The 14,101-nt window shown below is 62.9% G+C and carries 14 protein-coding genes; 6 read left to right on the top strand and 8 right to left on the bottom strand.

All coding sequences use genetic code 11. The features are described from left to right. Window positions 1–84: 84 nt before the first annotated feature. The 5 genes from QQL76_RS12670 (at window position 85) to pssA (ending at window position 6,150) form a co-directional block, all read left to right on the top strand. On the top strand, window positions 85–2,016 hold the full coding sequence (locus QQL76_RS12670) for a LysM peptidoglycan-binding domain-containing protein (protein WP_499207954.1): 1,932 nt from the start codon (window positions 85–87) through the stop codon (window positions 2,014–2,016). A gap of 160 nt (window positions 2,017–2,176) precedes the next feature. Next, window positions 2,177–2,494: an ArsR/SmtB family transcription factor gene (locus QQL76_RS12675; RefSeq protein ID WP_499207955.1), complete on the top strand. Its 318-nt coding sequence runs from the start codon at window positions 2,177–2,179 to the stop codon at window positions 2,492–2,494. 3 nt (window positions 2,495–2,497) lie between these two features. Further along, the gene (locus tag QQL76_RS12680; RefSeq protein WP_499207956.1) at window positions 2,498–4,393 is read left to right on the top strand and encodes an ABCB family ABC transporter ATP-binding protein/permease; all 1,896 of its coding nucleotides are present in this window, start codon (window positions 2,498–2,500) and stop codon (window positions 4,391–4,393) included. 130 nt (window positions 4,394–4,523) lie between these two features. Then, complete coding sequence (locus QQL76_RS12685; protein ID WP_126010791.1) at window positions 4,524–5,222, top strand: phosphatidylserine decarboxylase; 699 nt, start codon at window positions 4,524–4,526, stop codon at window positions 5,220–5,222. Window positions 5,223–5,265: 43 nt separating this feature from the next. Further along, entirely contained in the window at window positions 5,266–6,150 is an 885-nt protein-coding gene (gene pssA / locus QQL76_RS12690; protein ID WP_499207957.1) for a CDP-alcohol phosphatidyltransferase family protein, read from the top strand. Between the two features lie 6 nt (window positions 6,151–6,156). Here the strand turns inward: pssA and QQL76_RS12695 are convergent, their stop codons facing one another. From QQL76_RS12695 to radA, 4 genes are all read right to left on the bottom strand, one after another. After that, window positions 6,157–6,894 carry an SDR family NAD(P)-dependent oxidoreductase gene (locus QQL76_RS12695; RefSeq protein WP_126010789.1) on the bottom strand — a complete coding sequence of 246 codons (738 nt, stop codon included), beginning with the start codon at window positions 6,892–6,894 and terminating at the stop codon, window positions 6,157–6,159. Window positions 6,895–6,903: 9 nt separating this feature from the next. After that, window positions 6,904–8,379, bottom strand: a complete 1,476-nt coding sequence (gene purF, locus QQL76_RS12700) for an amidophosphoribosyltransferase (RefSeq protein WP_499207958.1) — start codon at window positions 8,377–8,379, stop codon at window positions 6,904–6,906. A 100-nt stretch (window positions 8,380–8,479) separates the two neighbouring features. Then, window positions 8,480–9,052, bottom strand: coding sequence for a CvpA family protein (locus tag QQL76_RS12705; RefSeq protein ID WP_404862251.1), 573 nt, complete (start codon window positions 9,050–9,052; stop codon window positions 8,480–8,482). Between the two features lie 76 nt (window positions 9,053–9,128). Beyond that, the gene (radA, locus tag QQL76_RS12710) at window positions 9,129–10,538 is read right to left on the bottom strand and encodes a DNA repair protein RadA (RefSeq protein WP_404862250.1); all 1,410 of its coding nucleotides are present in this window, start codon (window positions 10,536–10,538) and stop codon (window positions 9,129–9,131) included. Window positions 10,539–10,644: 106 nt separating this feature from the next. Between radA and QQL76_RS12715 the strand changes: the two genes are divergently transcribed. Beyond that, on the top strand, window positions 10,645–11,232 hold the full coding sequence (locus QQL76_RS12715) for a dioxygenase family protein (RefSeq protein WP_499207959.1): 588 nt from the start codon (window positions 10,645–10,647) through the stop codon (window positions 11,230–11,232). Here QQL76_RS12715 and QQL76_RS12720 read toward each other — a convergent pair. The 4 genes from QQL76_RS12720 to QQL76_RS12735 all read right to left on the bottom strand — a co-directional run bounded on the left by QQL76_RS12720 (window position 11,229) and on the right by QQL76_RS12735 (window position 14,028). Further along, window positions 11,229–11,540 (bottom strand): type II toxin-antitoxin system RelE/ParE family toxin, encoded by a 312-nt coding sequence (locus QQL76_RS12720; RefSeq protein WP_499208366.1) that lies wholly within the window; start codon window positions 11,538–11,540, stop codon window positions 11,229–11,231. The two genes, QQL76_RS12715 and QQL76_RS12720, sit on opposite strands and share 4 nt — an antisense overlap. Then, window positions 11,522–11,800, bottom strand: coding sequence for a ribbon-helix-helix domain-containing protein (locus QQL76_RS12725; RefSeq protein WP_499207960.1), 279 nt, complete (start codon window positions 11,798–11,800; stop codon window positions 11,522–11,524). The genes QQL76_RS12720 and QQL76_RS12725 overlap by 19 nt, the downstream gene beginning before the upstream one ends. Window positions 11,801–11,890: 90 nt before the next feature. After that, window positions 11,891–12,850, bottom strand: coding sequence for a cupin domain-containing protein (locus QQL76_RS12730; protein WP_499207961.1), 960 nt, complete (start codon window positions 12,848–12,850; stop codon window positions 11,891–11,893). After that, window positions 12,850–14,028, bottom strand: coding sequence for a GNAT family N-acetyltransferase (locus tag QQL76_RS12735; RefSeq protein WP_499207962.1), 1,179 nt, complete (start codon window positions 14,026–14,028; stop codon window positions 12,850–12,852). The genes QQL76_RS12730 and QQL76_RS12735 overlap by 1 nt, the downstream gene beginning before the upstream one ends. Window positions 14,029–14,101: the final 73 nt, after the last annotated feature.

A 14,101-nucleotide genomic window follows, 5' to 3' on the forward strand; every position in this document is an offset into this window, starting at 1 on the left:
TTGGCACGATACTTGTTACGTGTCTCCAAAATCGCTAGCGTGTATTAAAATTGAACGGGTTCGGGCCCCGTTTGGAGAAATTCGATGAATCAGGGGAATGGCGGGCTTCTGGCGCTGTGTGGACTGCTGGGGGTGATCGCTTTCGGCGTGCTCTTCGTGGCTCCGCGCTTCTTGGAGCCGGCGACAGAACAAACGGCAGTAGAAGAAACGGCAGTCGAAGAGGCGGCTGGGTTGCCTGAAACGGCACCCGCCGTGACCGCATCCGAGCCGAGCGGTGGTGATCGGACGGCCGAGGGTCGGCAGGATCGCACAGTTGCCGATGAGGACGCCGCACCGGAAGCGCCGGCCGTCGCCGACCAGCAAGCTGCGCCTGCCGATGTGGCCGCTGGCACCCCGGCACCCATCGACGAAATGACGCAAGCACCAACCGCAGCAGAGCCTGCCGTCGAAGCTGATGCTGATGCTCAGGCTTCGGATGAGACATCGGAAACGGCAGCCGATGTGAGCACCGACCCTTCGGAGCCGGGCTTCGACCTGCTGCGCGTCGAGCCGGATGGCTCGACGGTGATCGCCGGCCGCGCCGAGCCAGGCACGCGCGTAGACGTCATGAATGGCGAGGATGTCGTCGCTTCCGCCGATGTGGGTCCGAGCGGCGATTTCGCGGCGGTGTTCGACGAGCCACTGGAACCGGGCGATTATCAGCTGACGCTGCGCGTCACCGGCGACGACCAGCCGGAGGTGTTTTCCGAGGAGGTCGCGACGATCAGCATCCGGCGCGATGGCGGAAGCGAGCTGCTCGCCATGGTCACACGGCCCGGCGAGGCAAGCCGTATCGTCAACGTCCCGAGTTCGGGCGGCGAGGGGATGCCGCAGGCGTCGAGCGACGTCTCCCAGACGCTGGCCGCAGAGACGAATGCTGCGGAAAGTCAGGAAACAGCGACACCGACAGCCGATGCCGCGGGAGAAATGGCGGAGCAGGAAGAGGATGCAGCTTCCGCGGCAGAGGTGCCGGCCGATAGCGCTGAATCCGCTCCCGCTGTGTCCGATGCGCAGGCGGATGTGGCGGCACTTGCCCCCGAGCCGGAGCAGGAAGCAGCGCAAGCGCCCGCGGCCACCACTGCACAAGTGCGCATCGATGCTGTCGAAGTCGAAGACGAGCGGCTTTTCGTGGCCGGTTCGTCACCGCGCGGCACCGAGGTGCGTGTCTATGCCGATGATCAGTTGATTGGCGATGACAGGGCAAACAGCGAAGGCCGCTTCCTCGTCGAGGGCAGGATGGCGTTGAGCGTTGGCGAGCACACCATCCGCGCCGATCTCGTCGATCCTTCGGGAACGGTGGTCGCGCGCGCTCTGGTTCCATTCGATCGACCGGAGGGCGGCATGGCCGCGGCAATTGCCGCAGCGGAGGCCCCGTCGATGGGAGAAGACATCGCGGTCGTCACCGATCCGTCCCCGCTTGCCGTCGAAACGCCCGAAGACCGGCTGGCGGCAGCCGCGCCCGATGAGGCTGCGACCGGCGGCGAGACGACGGCGCCTGGACGGACCGATCGTGTTGCCGCGACCGGACCCGCTGCGTCGGCGCCCGGCACGTCCGCGCCCGACGCGTCTGCACCCCAGCCAGCGGTCGAGGCACCCTCGAGCGAGGATCCAGCTACAGCCGGCGACACGTCGCCAGCCTTCAGCCCGGCGGGTGAAGCCGATACCGCATCGAGCGAGGCGCCGGCACCGGCTGAGACCGAGACGGCCGCTGCCCAACCGGCAGACGAGCCCGTGACGGTGACGCAGGAGGCACTGACGCCATCGCCCGCTTCGGTCATCATCCGTCGCGGCGATACGCTGTGGCAGATTTCCCGGCGCGTCTACGGGCAGGGCGTGCGGTACACGACGATCTATCTTGCCAACCAGCAGCAGATCGCCAATCCGGACCGCATCCTGCCGGGGCAGATCTTCAGCGTTCCCGACGAAGCGCTGGAGAATTCCGAGCAGCTTCACCGCGATCGGCTTCGGGCGAACTGAAGCCGACAGTCGCGGCCGGATTGAAGCGTCGTCCGACTGATCGTAGGACGCCGATAGGCTTGCCCGCGATCTAGACATGGAATGCTTCATCGTATATCGCCGATGAACGATGCATAGCTGCTGCCCCTCATCCTCGGACGCCGCGAAACGCGATGCGGTGATGGCCGAGCGCCTGCAGGCGTTGGCCCATCCCGCTCGGCTGAAGATCCTGCGCCTGCTGGCTCACCGTGACGCGTGTTGCTGCAAGGATGTGGTCTTGGAGATCGGTCTTGCCCAATCGACGGTCTCCCAACATCTGCGCACGCTCGTGCAGGCGGGGCTCGTCCTCTACCGGCCAGACCGCCAGGCCTCTCGTTACAGTCTCGATGAGGAGGCGGTGTCGCAACTGGCCAAGGACCTCGGCGGATTGCTTGAAAGTTGCTGCAGTGCGCCGAAGACGGCGCGATGCGATGAGCCGGTCGGTGCCGGCGGAAGGTAAAGATTGATGGCTTCGAAGACTGTGTCGGCGGATTCCGGCAATCCGCTGCAAACGTTGCGCAACCTCTGGCCCTATATGTGGCCGTCCGCTCGCCCGGACCTGAAGCGCCGTGTCGTCTGGGCGACGCTGTTCCTCGTCCTGTCGAAGATCGTGCTGATCGTCGTGCCCTATTTCTTCAAATGGGCGACGGATTCACTGAATGGCGAGTTGGCGATGCCGGATTTCGTGCCGCAGCTTCTACTCGGCGGCGTCATGCTGGTGATTGCCTATAACGTTGCGCGCATCGTTCAATGGGGCCTGAACCAGCTGCGGGACGCGCTTTTCGCCAGCGTTGGGCAATATGCGGTGCGGCGTCTCGCCTACCAGACCTTCGTGCATATGCACCAATTGTCGCTGCGCTTTCATCTCGAGCGGCGCACCGGCGGCCTGTCTCGCATCATCGAGCGTGGCACCAAGGGCATCGAGACGATCGTGCGCTTCACGATCTTGAACACGGTGCCGACGCTCCTGGAATTCGCGATGGTCGCGGCGATCTTCGCCTTTGCCTTCGGGTTTTCCTATTTCGCGATCACCGCTCTGACGGTCTTCTTCTACAGCTGGTTCACGATCCGCGCCTCTGATTGGCGCATCGGCATCCGCCGCGCGATGAACAATTCCGACACCGAAGCCAACACCAAGGCGATCGACTCGCTCCTCAATTTCGAGACGGTCAAATATTTCGGCAACGAGACGATGGAAGCCAAGCGCTTTGATCAGTCCATGGAGCGCTACGAGAAGTCGGCCACACAGGTGTGGACCTCGCTCGGCTGGCTCAATATGGGGCAGGGCGTCATCTTCGGTATCGGAATGACACTGATGATGGTGCTGTCCGCCATGGCGGTGCAGCGCGGCGAGCAGACGATCGGCGATTTCGTCTTCGTCAACGCGATGCTCATGCAGCTTTCGGTGCCGCTGAACTTCATCGGTTTCGTCTACCGCGAAATCCGGCAGGGCCTGACCGACATCGAACAGATGTTCGATCTCTTGGAAGTCGATCCCGAAATAACGGACAAGCCGGGCGCCGCTGCCCTTGCTGTGAGCACCGGCGCGATCCGTTTCGACAATGTCCATTTTGCCTACGACCCGGCGCGGCCCATCCTGAAAGGCATCTCCTTCGAGGTGCCGGCTGGTCATACTGTCGCTATCGTCGGACCTTCGGGTGCAGGCAAGTCGACCATCTCGCGGCTGCTCTATCGCTTCTATGACGTGCAGCAGGGCAGCGTGACGATCGACGGGCAGGATGTACGCGATGTCACCCAGAAGTCTCTGCGCGCCGTCATCGGCATGGTGCCGCAGGATACGGTGCTCTTCAACGATACGCTGGAATACAACATCCGCTATGGCCGCGTGGATGCGAGTGAAGCCGAGGTTCACCAGGCCGCCGAGCTGGCGCAGGTCGGCCGCTTCATCTCGTCCCTTCCCGAGGGGTATAAAACGATGGTCGGCGAGCGCGGGCTCAAGCTTTCTGGCGGCGAGAAGCAGCGTGTCGCCATCGCGCGCACGATCCTGAAGGCCCCACCGATCCTGATCCTGGACGAGGCGACGTCGGCGCTAGATACCGCCACCGAGCAGGAAATCCAGACATCGCTCGATTTCGTCTCCAAGGGTCGCACCACGCTCGTGATCGCCCACCGGCTGTCCACCGTCATCGGTGCCGACGAGATCATCGTGCTGCAGGATGGGAAGATCGCCGAGCGCGGGCCGCATGCGCGCCTGATTGCTCAGGGCGGTCTTTATACCGCGATGTGGGACCGCCAACGCGAGGCGATCGAGGCGGAAGAGAAGCTCAAGAAGGTGCAGGAAGAAGACGAGTTGGGCGTGGTCGTTCGTCGCAGAACTCTCGAGGGCGACCCTGCCTGATCCCTTCGAGGCCTATTCAAGGAACCCCAATTGCCGCCGGACCGTTGCCGCTGAGGTGCTGACGCGCTAGAGCCCTCCCATGCCAATCGGGGCCGGCGCCTCGAAGCAATCGATATCGGAGTGAGAAGACATGGACGTCTGGCACAGCATCAAAAACGTGCTCGTCCCAGTGCGGCGGGAGGGCTATCCCTTCATCGCGGTATTTCTGTTGGCAGCGATCCTGCTTGGCTTCGTCGCCGATTGGCTGTTCTGGATCGGGCTGATCCTGACGGTCTGGTGCGTCTATTTCTTCCGCGATCCGGAGCGCGTGACGCCGATCGACGAAGATTTGGTGATCAGCCCGGCCGATGGCAGGGTTTCGGCGGTCACCCGCGTAGTCCCGCCGGCGGAACTGGACCTTGGTGCCGCACCGATGCTGCGGATCTCCGTGTTCATGAACGTTTTCGACTGCCACGTGAACCGCGCGCCGCTCGCCGGTTCAATCGACCGGATCGTCTATTCCAAAGGATCGTTTCTGAACGCCGAACTGGACAAGGCGAGCACCGAGAACGAGCGCAACGGCATGGTGATCACGACAAGCCGGGGCGAGATCGGCGTTGTGCAGATCGCGGGCCTGGTTGCCCGCCGCATCCTTTGCTTCGTCGAGGAAGGCGATCGCCTGGAGACAGGCGGGCGATTCGGCCTGATCCGTTTCGGCTCGCGGCTCGATGTCTTCCTGCCGGAAGGCGCGCGCCCGCGCGTGGCTGTAGGGCAGACGGCGATTGCAGGGGAAACGGTGATCGCGGAATTCAATTCGCCCAAGGGCCCTGTGGTCACCCGCCGCGACTGATCTGTGCAATCAAACAAAGCTTGAGAACCATCGAGGACGACGGATGACAGAGCGACCCCGCGACGACGCCGAGACCGACGATTTCCTCGATCAGCCGTTCAGTTCGTTCGATCCTGATCACGACGAGGGCGACCCGGACAATGCGATGGGGCCGCGCCTGCGCGAGATCTCCTTCCGCATGATGATCCCGACTATCATCACCGTGCTTGCGATCTGTGCCGGTTTGACCGGTATCCGGCTGGCTTTCGAAGGCCGGGTGGAACTCGCTGTTATCATGGTGCTCGTCGCGGCGTTTCTGGATGGCGTCGATGGCCGCGTCGCGCGCCTGATGAAATCCTCATCCCGCTTCGGCGCTCAGATGGATTCGCTCGCCGACATCGTCAATTTCGGCGTCGCTCCCGCACTGGTTCTCTACGCCTATCTCCTGAACCAGGCAGAGTCGTTCGGCTGGATCGCAGCGCTTATCTACGTGCTTGCAGCGGCTCTGCGTCTTGCACGCTTCAACGTGATGGACGAACGTCCGAAGGCGAAATGGCAGTCGAACTATTTCGTCGGTGTGCCGGCACCCTTCGGCGCCATGCTGGTGCTGCTGCCGGTCTATCTCGGCCATCTCGGCTTCGAGCCGGGACCGGTCTTTGCCGGTGCCGCGATTATCTATACGGCACTCATCGCGTTCCTGCTGGTCTCGCGCCTTCCGGTTTATTCCGGCAAGGCCGTGGGCCGCATCCGCCGCGATCTGGTGTTGCCGGTGCTGATCGCGATCGCAATCTACGTCGCGCTTCTGATGAGCTATATCTGGGCAACACTCGCGGTCACCGCTTTGATCTATCTGGCGACGCTGCCAATGGGTTACCGCGCCTGGCGCCGCACCTATGGCCGGCCGAAGGGGGCAGCAACGGTCTCGACGGAAGAGCCGGACCGTTTGTGACCCGGATTATTCCGGATCGCGATAGGCGAGGAAGCGGTCCTGCCGCACGTCGAAAAGCATGCCGTTTTCCGTCAGTGCCGGATCGGCGAGCTTGACGATCTTGGCGGCGACGTCGCGTGGATCGGGCAAGGTCGACGGGTTCTCACCCGGAACCGCCTGCGCCCGCATGGCGGTGCGGGTGGCGCCCGGGTTCACATTGTTGATCCGCACGCCGAAATTGACCAGCTCGTTCGCCCAGACCCGCGCCATGGCTTCGATCGCAGCCTTGGAAGCGGCATAGGCGCCCCAAAAGGGCTTGCACGAATGGGCAACGCCGGATGACAGGAAGATGCCGCGCCCGGCGTCCGACGCCTTGATCAGCGGCTCGACAGTGCGCATCAACCGCCACGTGGCGTTGACGTTGATGGTCATCACCTTCTCGAAGTCCTTCGCCTTGGTGTGCCCGAGCGGCGCGATCGTGCCGAGCATGCCGGCATTGGCGACGAGAACGTCCAGCTTGCCCCAGCGCTCGTGAATCGAGCCGCCGAGCGCATCGATGGCTTTCATGTCCGCAAGGTCGAGCGGCACCAGCGTCGCAGTGCCCCCGACGGCCTTGATTTCGTCGTCGAGCTCTTCCAGGCCACCGACTGTTCGGGCAACGGCAATCACATGCGCGCCGGATTTCGCCAGCTCGAGCGCGGTGAAATAGCCGATGCCGCGCGACGCGCCGGTGACGAGCGCGATGCGCCCCTTAAGGTCGAGCATGAGGGTCACTTATCCGTTGTTGGCAAGAAGCGAGAGCGTGCGCACATTATCGACGCCCTCGTGGTCGGTGAGCTGCGTCGGGTAATCGCCGGTGAAGCAGGCATCGCAGAACTGCGGCTGCTCGTTGTTGCGCGATGGTTCGTTGACGGCGCGGTAAAGTCCGTCGATCGAGAGGAAGGCCAGGCTATCGACGCGGATAAAATCCGCCATCTCCTCGATCGACATGCGTGAGGCGAGAAGCTTCGCCTTTTCCGGCGTGTCGACCCCGTAGAAGCAGGAGGACATGGTCGGCGGCGAGGCGATGCGCATGTGCACTTCGCGCGCGCCAGCTTCGCGCACCATCTGCACGATCTTCTGCGAGGTGGTGCCACGCACGATCGAATCGTCGACCAGCACCACGCGCTTGCCTTCCAGCATGCGCTTGTTGGCATTGTGCTTGAGCTTCACGCCCATATGCCGGATGGCCGCGGTCGGCTGGATGAAGGTACGGCCGACATAGTGGTTGCGGATGATGCCGAGTTCAAACGGAATGCCCGACCCTTGCGCGAAGCCGATGGCCGCGGGCACGCCGGAATCCGGTACGGGCACGACGAGATCAGCATCGACCGGGCTTTCGATGGCGAGCTCGGTGCCGATCTTCTTGCGCGCTTCGTAGACGTTGCGGCCTTCGATGATGGAATCGGGCCGCGCGAAATAGACATATTCGAAGATGCAGAAGCGCGGCTTCGTCTTTTCGAACGGGAAGCGGCTCTCGACGCCCTTGTCTGTGACGATCACCATTTCGCCCGGCTTGATGTCGCGCACGTAGCGCGCGCCGATGATGTCGAGCGCACAGGTCTCCGAAGCGAGTATATAGGCGCCGTCGAGATCGCCCAGAACCAGCGGGCGGATGCCGAGCGGATCGCGCGCGCCGATCATCTTCTTTTCCGAAAGGCCCACCAGCGAGAACGCGCCTTCGAGCTGCGTGATGGCGTCGATGAATTTGTCGACCAGTTGCGTGCCGCTCGAGACGGCGATCAGATGCAGGATCGTCTCGGTGTCGGAGGTCGACGAGAAGATCGCGCCCCGCTTCTGAAGCTGCTTTTGCAGCGTCATCGCATTGGTGATGTTGCCGTTATGGGCAACGGCGAACCCGCCGCCGGCGAATTCCGCGAAGAAGGGCTGCACGTTGCGCAGGCCTTCGCCGCCGGTCGTGGAATAGCGCGTATGGCCGATGGCGCGGCTTCCCTGCAGCCGGTCGATGACCGACTGCTTGGTGAACGTGTCGCCGATCAGGCCGATGTGCCGCTCCACGAAGAACTGCTTGCCGTCGTAGGAGACGATGCCGGCCGCTTCCTGGCCGCGATGCTGCAAGGCATGAAGCCCGAGCGTGACGACGGCTGCAGCATCCTGCCTGCCATAGATCCCGAAAACCCCGCACTCGTCACGGAAGGCATCGCCTTCGTCTTCGAGCGTGTTTGTGGTCTCACTCGTTTGAAGCGTCATGGTTCGGACCTTTGCTCCTGGCCGATCGGCCGACGATCGGCGGGGATGCCAAAATCAGCCGTCATGCAGGCATCGCTGCCTGCTTCAGATAAGCACTTTGTCAGTTCGCGCCAGTGTCGGGTGCAGGTGGTGCCGCACCCGTTGCGTCGACTTCCACCTCGCCGCCGCGCAGACGATCCAGAATCGTCGCATCGGCATCTTCCGGCAGAATGTTGACGAGACGCTCGCCCAACTGATCGAGAAGCGGCTTGGATTTCGCCTCCGTGACCCATGGCGGCTGGCGCGGCTCGTCGATCAGCCAGTTGAGGAACAGCATGCCAACGACGACCAGCAGCACACCACGCGCAGCGCCGAAGACAAAGCCGAGCGTGCGATCGAGCGCGCCGATGCGGCTGTCGATGATGAAATCCGCGATCCGCATGGTGATGAAGGACACGATGATCAGCGCGATCAGAAAGATGATCGCGGCCGAACCGATCGTCGCGACCGTGTTGCTTGTCGTGTAGTCGGCCGCATAGGGTAGAAGCAGCGGGTAGAAGTAGAAGGCTGCGAATGCAGCCGCGATCCAGGATGCAACGGACAGCACCTCGCGCGAGAAGCCACGTACCATGGCAAGCACCGCCGAGAAGAGCGTGATCCCGATCAGGATACCGTCCAGGATTGTGATGGGCATTGTCGGTCTTATACTCCAGGAAGCGCGCCACGGGCCTCGTGACGATCGCCGCTATTTGGTCCCTTGAGAGATACGCTCAGAGCGTTGCGTCTCCGCTATCGTCGTTTGGCCGCTTCTTCGAGCCGGCAATTTTGACCACCAGATCCGCAAGCGCCTCGATCTCGGTCAATCCGGCCTGGCGAGAGGCGGGTATTTCGGCCGATGCGCTGGGCAGTACCGCCCGTTGGAATCCCAGTTTTTCGGCCTCCTTGAGGCGTTGCGCCGTGTGCGCCACAGGCCTCACGGCTCCCGACAGGCTGATCTCGCCGAAATAGACGCAATCGGCCGGGAGAGCAAGGCCGGCAAGTGAGGAAACGAGCGCCGCGGCGACCGCCATATCGGCCGCCGGCTCGCTGACCCGGTAGCCGCCGGCGACGTTCAGATAGACGTCATGCTGGGCCAGCCGAACGCCGCAATGGGCTTCCAGAACCGCGAGGATCATGGACAATCGCGCCGAATCCCAGCCGACGACGGCGCGCCGCGGCGTGCCGAGCGGCGAGGGCGCGACAAGCGCCTGGATCTCGACGAGGATGGGCCGCGTGCCCTCCATCCCGGCGAAGACGGCAGCACCCGGCGCCTTGGCGTTGCGCTCCCCCAGAAAGAGCTCGGAGGGGTTGGAGACTTCGCGCAGCCCCTTGTCCGACATTTCGAAGACGCCGATCTCGTCGGTCGGCCCGAACCGATTCTTCACCGTGCGCAGGATGCGATAATGATGGCCGCGATCGCCTTCGAAGTAGAGCACGGCATCGACCATGTGCTCGACGACGCGTGGGCCTGCGATCTGGCCGTCCTTCGTGACATGCCCGACGAGCACCACGGTGGCGCCGGTCTGCTTGGCAAAGCGGATCATGGCTTGCACGCCGACGCGCACCTGGGTCACCGTACCCGGTGCGCTTTCAGCGAGATCGCTCCACAGCGTCTGAATGGAATCGATGATGACGAGGTCAGGCCGCTTGCCTTCAGACAGCGTCGCGAGAATGTCCTCGACATTCGTTTCCGCGGCCAGCAGCACGTTCGTGTCGGCCGCATGCAGGCGCTGTGCGCGCAGGCGAACCTGCGCAACCGCTTCTTCGCCGGACACGTAGATGACACGGCTGCCCAGCCGCGACAGGGCGGCCGCCGCCTGCATGAGCAGGGTGGATTTGCCGATGCCGGGATCACCGCCGATCAAAAGGGCCGATCCGCGTACGAACCCGCCGCCCGTGGCGCGGTCGAGCTCGGCAATGCCGGTTGGGATGCGCGGTGCTTCCTCGATTTCGCCGGAGAGCGCCGTCAGCGCGACTGGTCGGCCTTTCTTGGGCGTGCGGCCCGGCCCGCCGCCGATGCCCGCGGTCGGGTCGTCCTCGACGATCGTGTTCCACTCGCCGCAGCCTTCGCATTTGCCGACCCAGCGCGCGTGCACGGTGGCACAGTTCTGGCAGACGAATTGCGTGCGGGCTTTGGCCATGCGGACGTCGACACTTTCGGCTGATGCGCAAAACGGCCCGATGCACTAGCATGGACAGGGGAAAGCGCGAACCCCGCGCGACCCTTTGAAGCGCAGGAGGCCCGCCTTGGTCACAGCATTTTCTCGTCGCGCGTTTTTGAACGCCTGGGCTGCCGCGCCGATGTCGTTGGCGCTTGTCGGTCCTGCGTCGGCGCAGGGAGCACAGCTACCGCTGACGCCGGCCTGCGGCCCCGAGGATAGGATAACGCAAGCACAAACCGAAGGCCCGTTCTACACGCCGCAGACGCCCGAAAAGCGAGATTTTCGTAGCGACAAGGCAGGGACGCCGGTCACCGTCTTCGGCTTCGTCGTCGACCCGGCATGCCGTCCACGCGCGAACATGATCGTCGATCTCTGGCATGCCGATGATGCGGGCAGCTACGACAATTCGGGCTATGCCTTTCGCGGCTATCAGGTGACCGACGCCAATGGCCGCTTCATCTTCGACACCATCATGCCCGGCCGCTATCCCGGCCGCACGCGACATTATCACGTGAAGATCGCGTCTGGCGCCGGCGTGGACCTGACAACGCAGCTCTATTTCCCCGGCGAGCCCGACAATGACCGCGATGGCATCTATGATCCAAGACTGCTGATGGAGATGAGCGAAGCAAGCGACGGCTTGCTCGGCAGATTCGACTTCGTACTTGCCTAGGTATCGGACGCGGTGAAGTCGTCGGAGCTGATATCGCGGCGGCCATGCAGGAAACGAAGTATCCGCACCTCGACATCGTCTATCCGGTAAACGATCAGACGCTCCCGATAAGCCATGCTACGCAGCTCTTCAGCAAGCTCGGTGCGATCACGCCCATGATGTTCGGTCTCGGCGATCCACTGAGCTCGTGCCATGAGCGCTCTAACAAAACGTTCTGCGGCGATCGGGTTGTCGGTGGCGATATAGAAGAAGATCTCTTCGAGATCGGTCTCGGCTTGCCGGGATACGATCAGTTTTCTGCGCTTAATCGCCTCTTCCCCTGCTCAATGATGTCCGCGACGAAATCATCAACAGAGTCCACAACCGTGTACCGACCAGCCGCGATATCGGCGTCCCCTTCGGCTATCAAAGCCCTCAGCTCCGCAAGCTTCGCTTCCTCGTTCTCCAGCAGGCGGAGCGCTGCGCGCACGACTTCGCTTGCATTGTTGAACCGCCCGGATGCGATCTGGGATTCGATGAAGCCGTCGAAATATTCGCCGATGACGATGGAGCGCTTGTGGGTCGACATGCGTGAACTCCCCTGTGAAGTGGTTAAGCCTAGCACAGGGGAAGAACAGTTGCTACTCGCCCCAGGAGTGAGCCGAGGGCGACCGACTGCTCAGGACGCTTCCGCCTTCGCAGCCCCAGCCGTCTTGCCGTTGCGGTAATAGTAATTCGCGCGCTTGCCGAGAACGAGGGCGCGGATCGACTTGCGCAACCGCTCGGACTTGCGCAGCGGCTCGACGGCGAGCGCGCCCATTTGAACGGCGAGGATCTTCGTCTCGTCCCAAACGCGATGCATACCCGGCGCCGCCTGCGGGAAACCACGTCGGCGCAGCAGGGAGTTGGCGAGGTAGAGGCTGTTGCGGCGCTTCACGGCGCGGCTTTTCCACGTGATCGCGAGCGAGATCGAATAGCTCTCCTTGGTCTGCACGTAGTGCGGCCAAAGATAGGGCACGAAGAGGCCTTCGCCCGGCTTCAGCGCATTGTGCATGCCGCGATCCTCGAAGGCAGGATCGAACGTCATGTTGCGGTGGCGCGTCAGCGAATGCTCGATCAGATCTTCCGACAGGATCGCACGGTCTTCGTTGTCATAGACGTTGAACTGCTTGTCGCCATGGATCTGGACGAAGAAATTGTCCTCGCCATCCAGGTGGAACGGCGTCGTCGAGTTGGGTGACGAGACGAAGAGGAAGCCCTGGATGTCGGTGAAGCCCGCATCGACAACCGACTTGTGGCCGCGCGCCCGGGCAACTGAGTTCAGCGCGTCTTCGAGAAGCTGACGATAGGCCGGTTCGACCTCGATCCGCTTGAGCACCATCCAGGCCCCGGCCGTCTCGATGCGGGCGACGACCTCGTCAGGCGTCAGATCGACCAGAGGGGTGGTCGACGGATCCTGCGAGATGCCGACCTTGCCGGAATTGTACTCGATCCTGTCACCCGGCAGCTTGCCGACGAGTTCCAGAATGGCGGGAAGCGTCAGGCGCGGATCGCCGGCGAGATCGTGCGAGATGCGGAAGGGCCGCAGCGGGAAATGGCTCTGGAATTCCTGATTCTGAACGTGAAGAAGGGAAGACATCAGTTAGGTTTCCTTCTGGTCCGCATGGTGGTGATGAGGGATTTGGCGAGCGCGCGGGCGCGGTAGCGCGCATCGAAGGCGGCGATGCAGAGATTGACGGCCGGCCCCTTGCGGGTCGGGATAAAGAAGTCGCACACGGCAATCCGCTCGCGCCAGACATGGTCGATCATCGGATGATCGGCGATGGCCACTGAGTCTGCACGATCGATGGCCGGGTCGTCGCAGAGGTGCCGCGTCAGGTCGACGGTCAGTTGAACGCCTGGCGAGTAACGTTCGAACGTTTCGTCATAGGCGGTCTTGAAGAAGAATGCGGAGCGACCGCTGCGCAGCACGAGGCCCGAAGCGATGACGGCATCATTGACCAACAATTCGCAGATTTCGATCTGGCCGCGGCTGGCCAGTGCCCGGCTTGCACCACTGATATAGGCAGTGTCATTCGCGTCGTTGGCGAATGCCGTTCCGCGCCGTCCTTTCCAGCCGCTGGCTTCCAGGGCCAGAAACCGGGTGATCGCAGCCTGGACTGCATCGGACGAACGGGCAATGCGGAATTCAACGGGCCCCATGTCTTCCAGGCGATGCCGCAGCCGGCGTAGTTCCTTCAGTTTTTTCGACCCCATGCCACCGCGCAGATAGGCCTCCGAGTTACCCAAGGCTAAAAGTCCGGCTCGCTCATGCGCGTTTCGGATGATCGGCTTCAATCCGCGTTCAGCGAGCGCAGCCGTGAAGGCCTTTGCTACCGGGCCATCCTGCGTCATCGCGCCAAGCCCGATCAAAGCCGCACCCGCGTCGTTTGCGGCATCGATCAGGTTTCCCGCGGCGCGCACGGGATCACTTGTCCCGAGCAGCGGCGTTCCCAGCGGAAGATAGGGTTGTGCGAAGACGAATGCCGGGACGGGCAGGCGGAGCACATGCCAGGCGTGGGTAAGGGGCAGCAGTCCGTTGATGCCGAGAGGCCCGCGCGAGACCAGCATTCGGCTCAGGCGTGCCTGTCGTGTGTTGAGCGTCAACGACAGATAGTGGCCGGGCGAGAGGAAGCCGTTGGCTTCCAGTGCCGTATCGGCCAGCGCCCGCCAGGCTTCAGGGTCGACCTCCGCTGGTCGCATGGCTATTCCATGCGCGCTGCTTCTGCCATCGACCTTCAGGTCGGCGATTGCTTCGAAGTCGACCACGGAATGCATGAATGCCAACTTTCCATCCCAGGCATCCGCTCATCGAATGCATGCAATGGAAATAGTCCGGCATAGTCGATCA

Origin of the sequence: Rhizobium albus (genome assembly GCA_030160035.1) — a bacterium.
Lineage (GTDB): Bacteria > Pseudomonadota > Alphaproteobacteria > Rhizobiales > Rhizobiaceae > Georhizobium > Georhizobium albus.

Excerpts from the sequence above, each read along its gene's own strand:
- pssA (WP_499207957.1), top strand. The coding sequence starts at position 5,266 with ATGACAGAGCGACCCCGCGACGACGCCGAGACCGACGATTTCCTCGAT.
- QQL76_RS12730 (WP_499207961.1), bottom strand. The coding sequence starts at position 12,850 with ATGTCTTCCCTTCTTCACGTTCAGAATCAGGAATTCCAGAGCCATTTC.
- QQL76_RS12725 (WP_499207960.1), bottom strand. The coding sequence starts at position 11,800 with ATGTCGACCCACAAGCGCTCCATCGTCATCGGCGAATATTTCGACGGC.
- QQL76_RS12735 (WP_499207962.1), bottom strand. The coding sequence starts at position 14,028 with ATGCATTCCGTGGTCGACTTCGAAGCAATCGCCGACCTGAAGGTCGAT.
- purF (WP_499207958.1), bottom strand. The coding sequence starts at position 8,379 with ATGACGCTTCAAACGAGTGAGACCACAAACACGCTCGAAGACGAAGGC.
- QQL76_RS12705 (WP_404862251.1), bottom strand. The coding sequence starts at position 9,052 with ATGCCCATCACAATCCTGGACGGTATCCTGATCGGGATCACGCTCTTC.
- QQL76_RS12695 (WP_126010789.1), bottom strand. The coding sequence starts at position 6,894 with ATGCTCGACCTTAAGGGGCGCATCGCGCTCGTCACCGGCGCGTCGCGC.
- QQL76_RS12675 (WP_499207955.1), top strand. The coding sequence starts at position 2,177 with ATGGCCGAGCGCCTGCAGGCGTTGGCCCATCCCGCTCGGCTGAAGATC.
- QQL76_RS12670 (WP_499207954.1), top strand. The coding sequence starts at position 85 with ATGAATCAGGGGAATGGCGGGCTTCTGGCGCTGTGTGGACTGCTGGGG.
- radA (WP_404862250.1), bottom strand. The coding sequence starts at position 10,538 with ATGGCCAAAGCCCGCACGCAATTCGTCTGCCAGAACTGTGCCACCGTG.
- QQL76_RS12685 (WP_126010791.1), top strand. The coding sequence starts at position 4,524 with ATGGACGTCTGGCACAGCATCAAAAACGTGCTCGTCCCAGTGCGGCGG.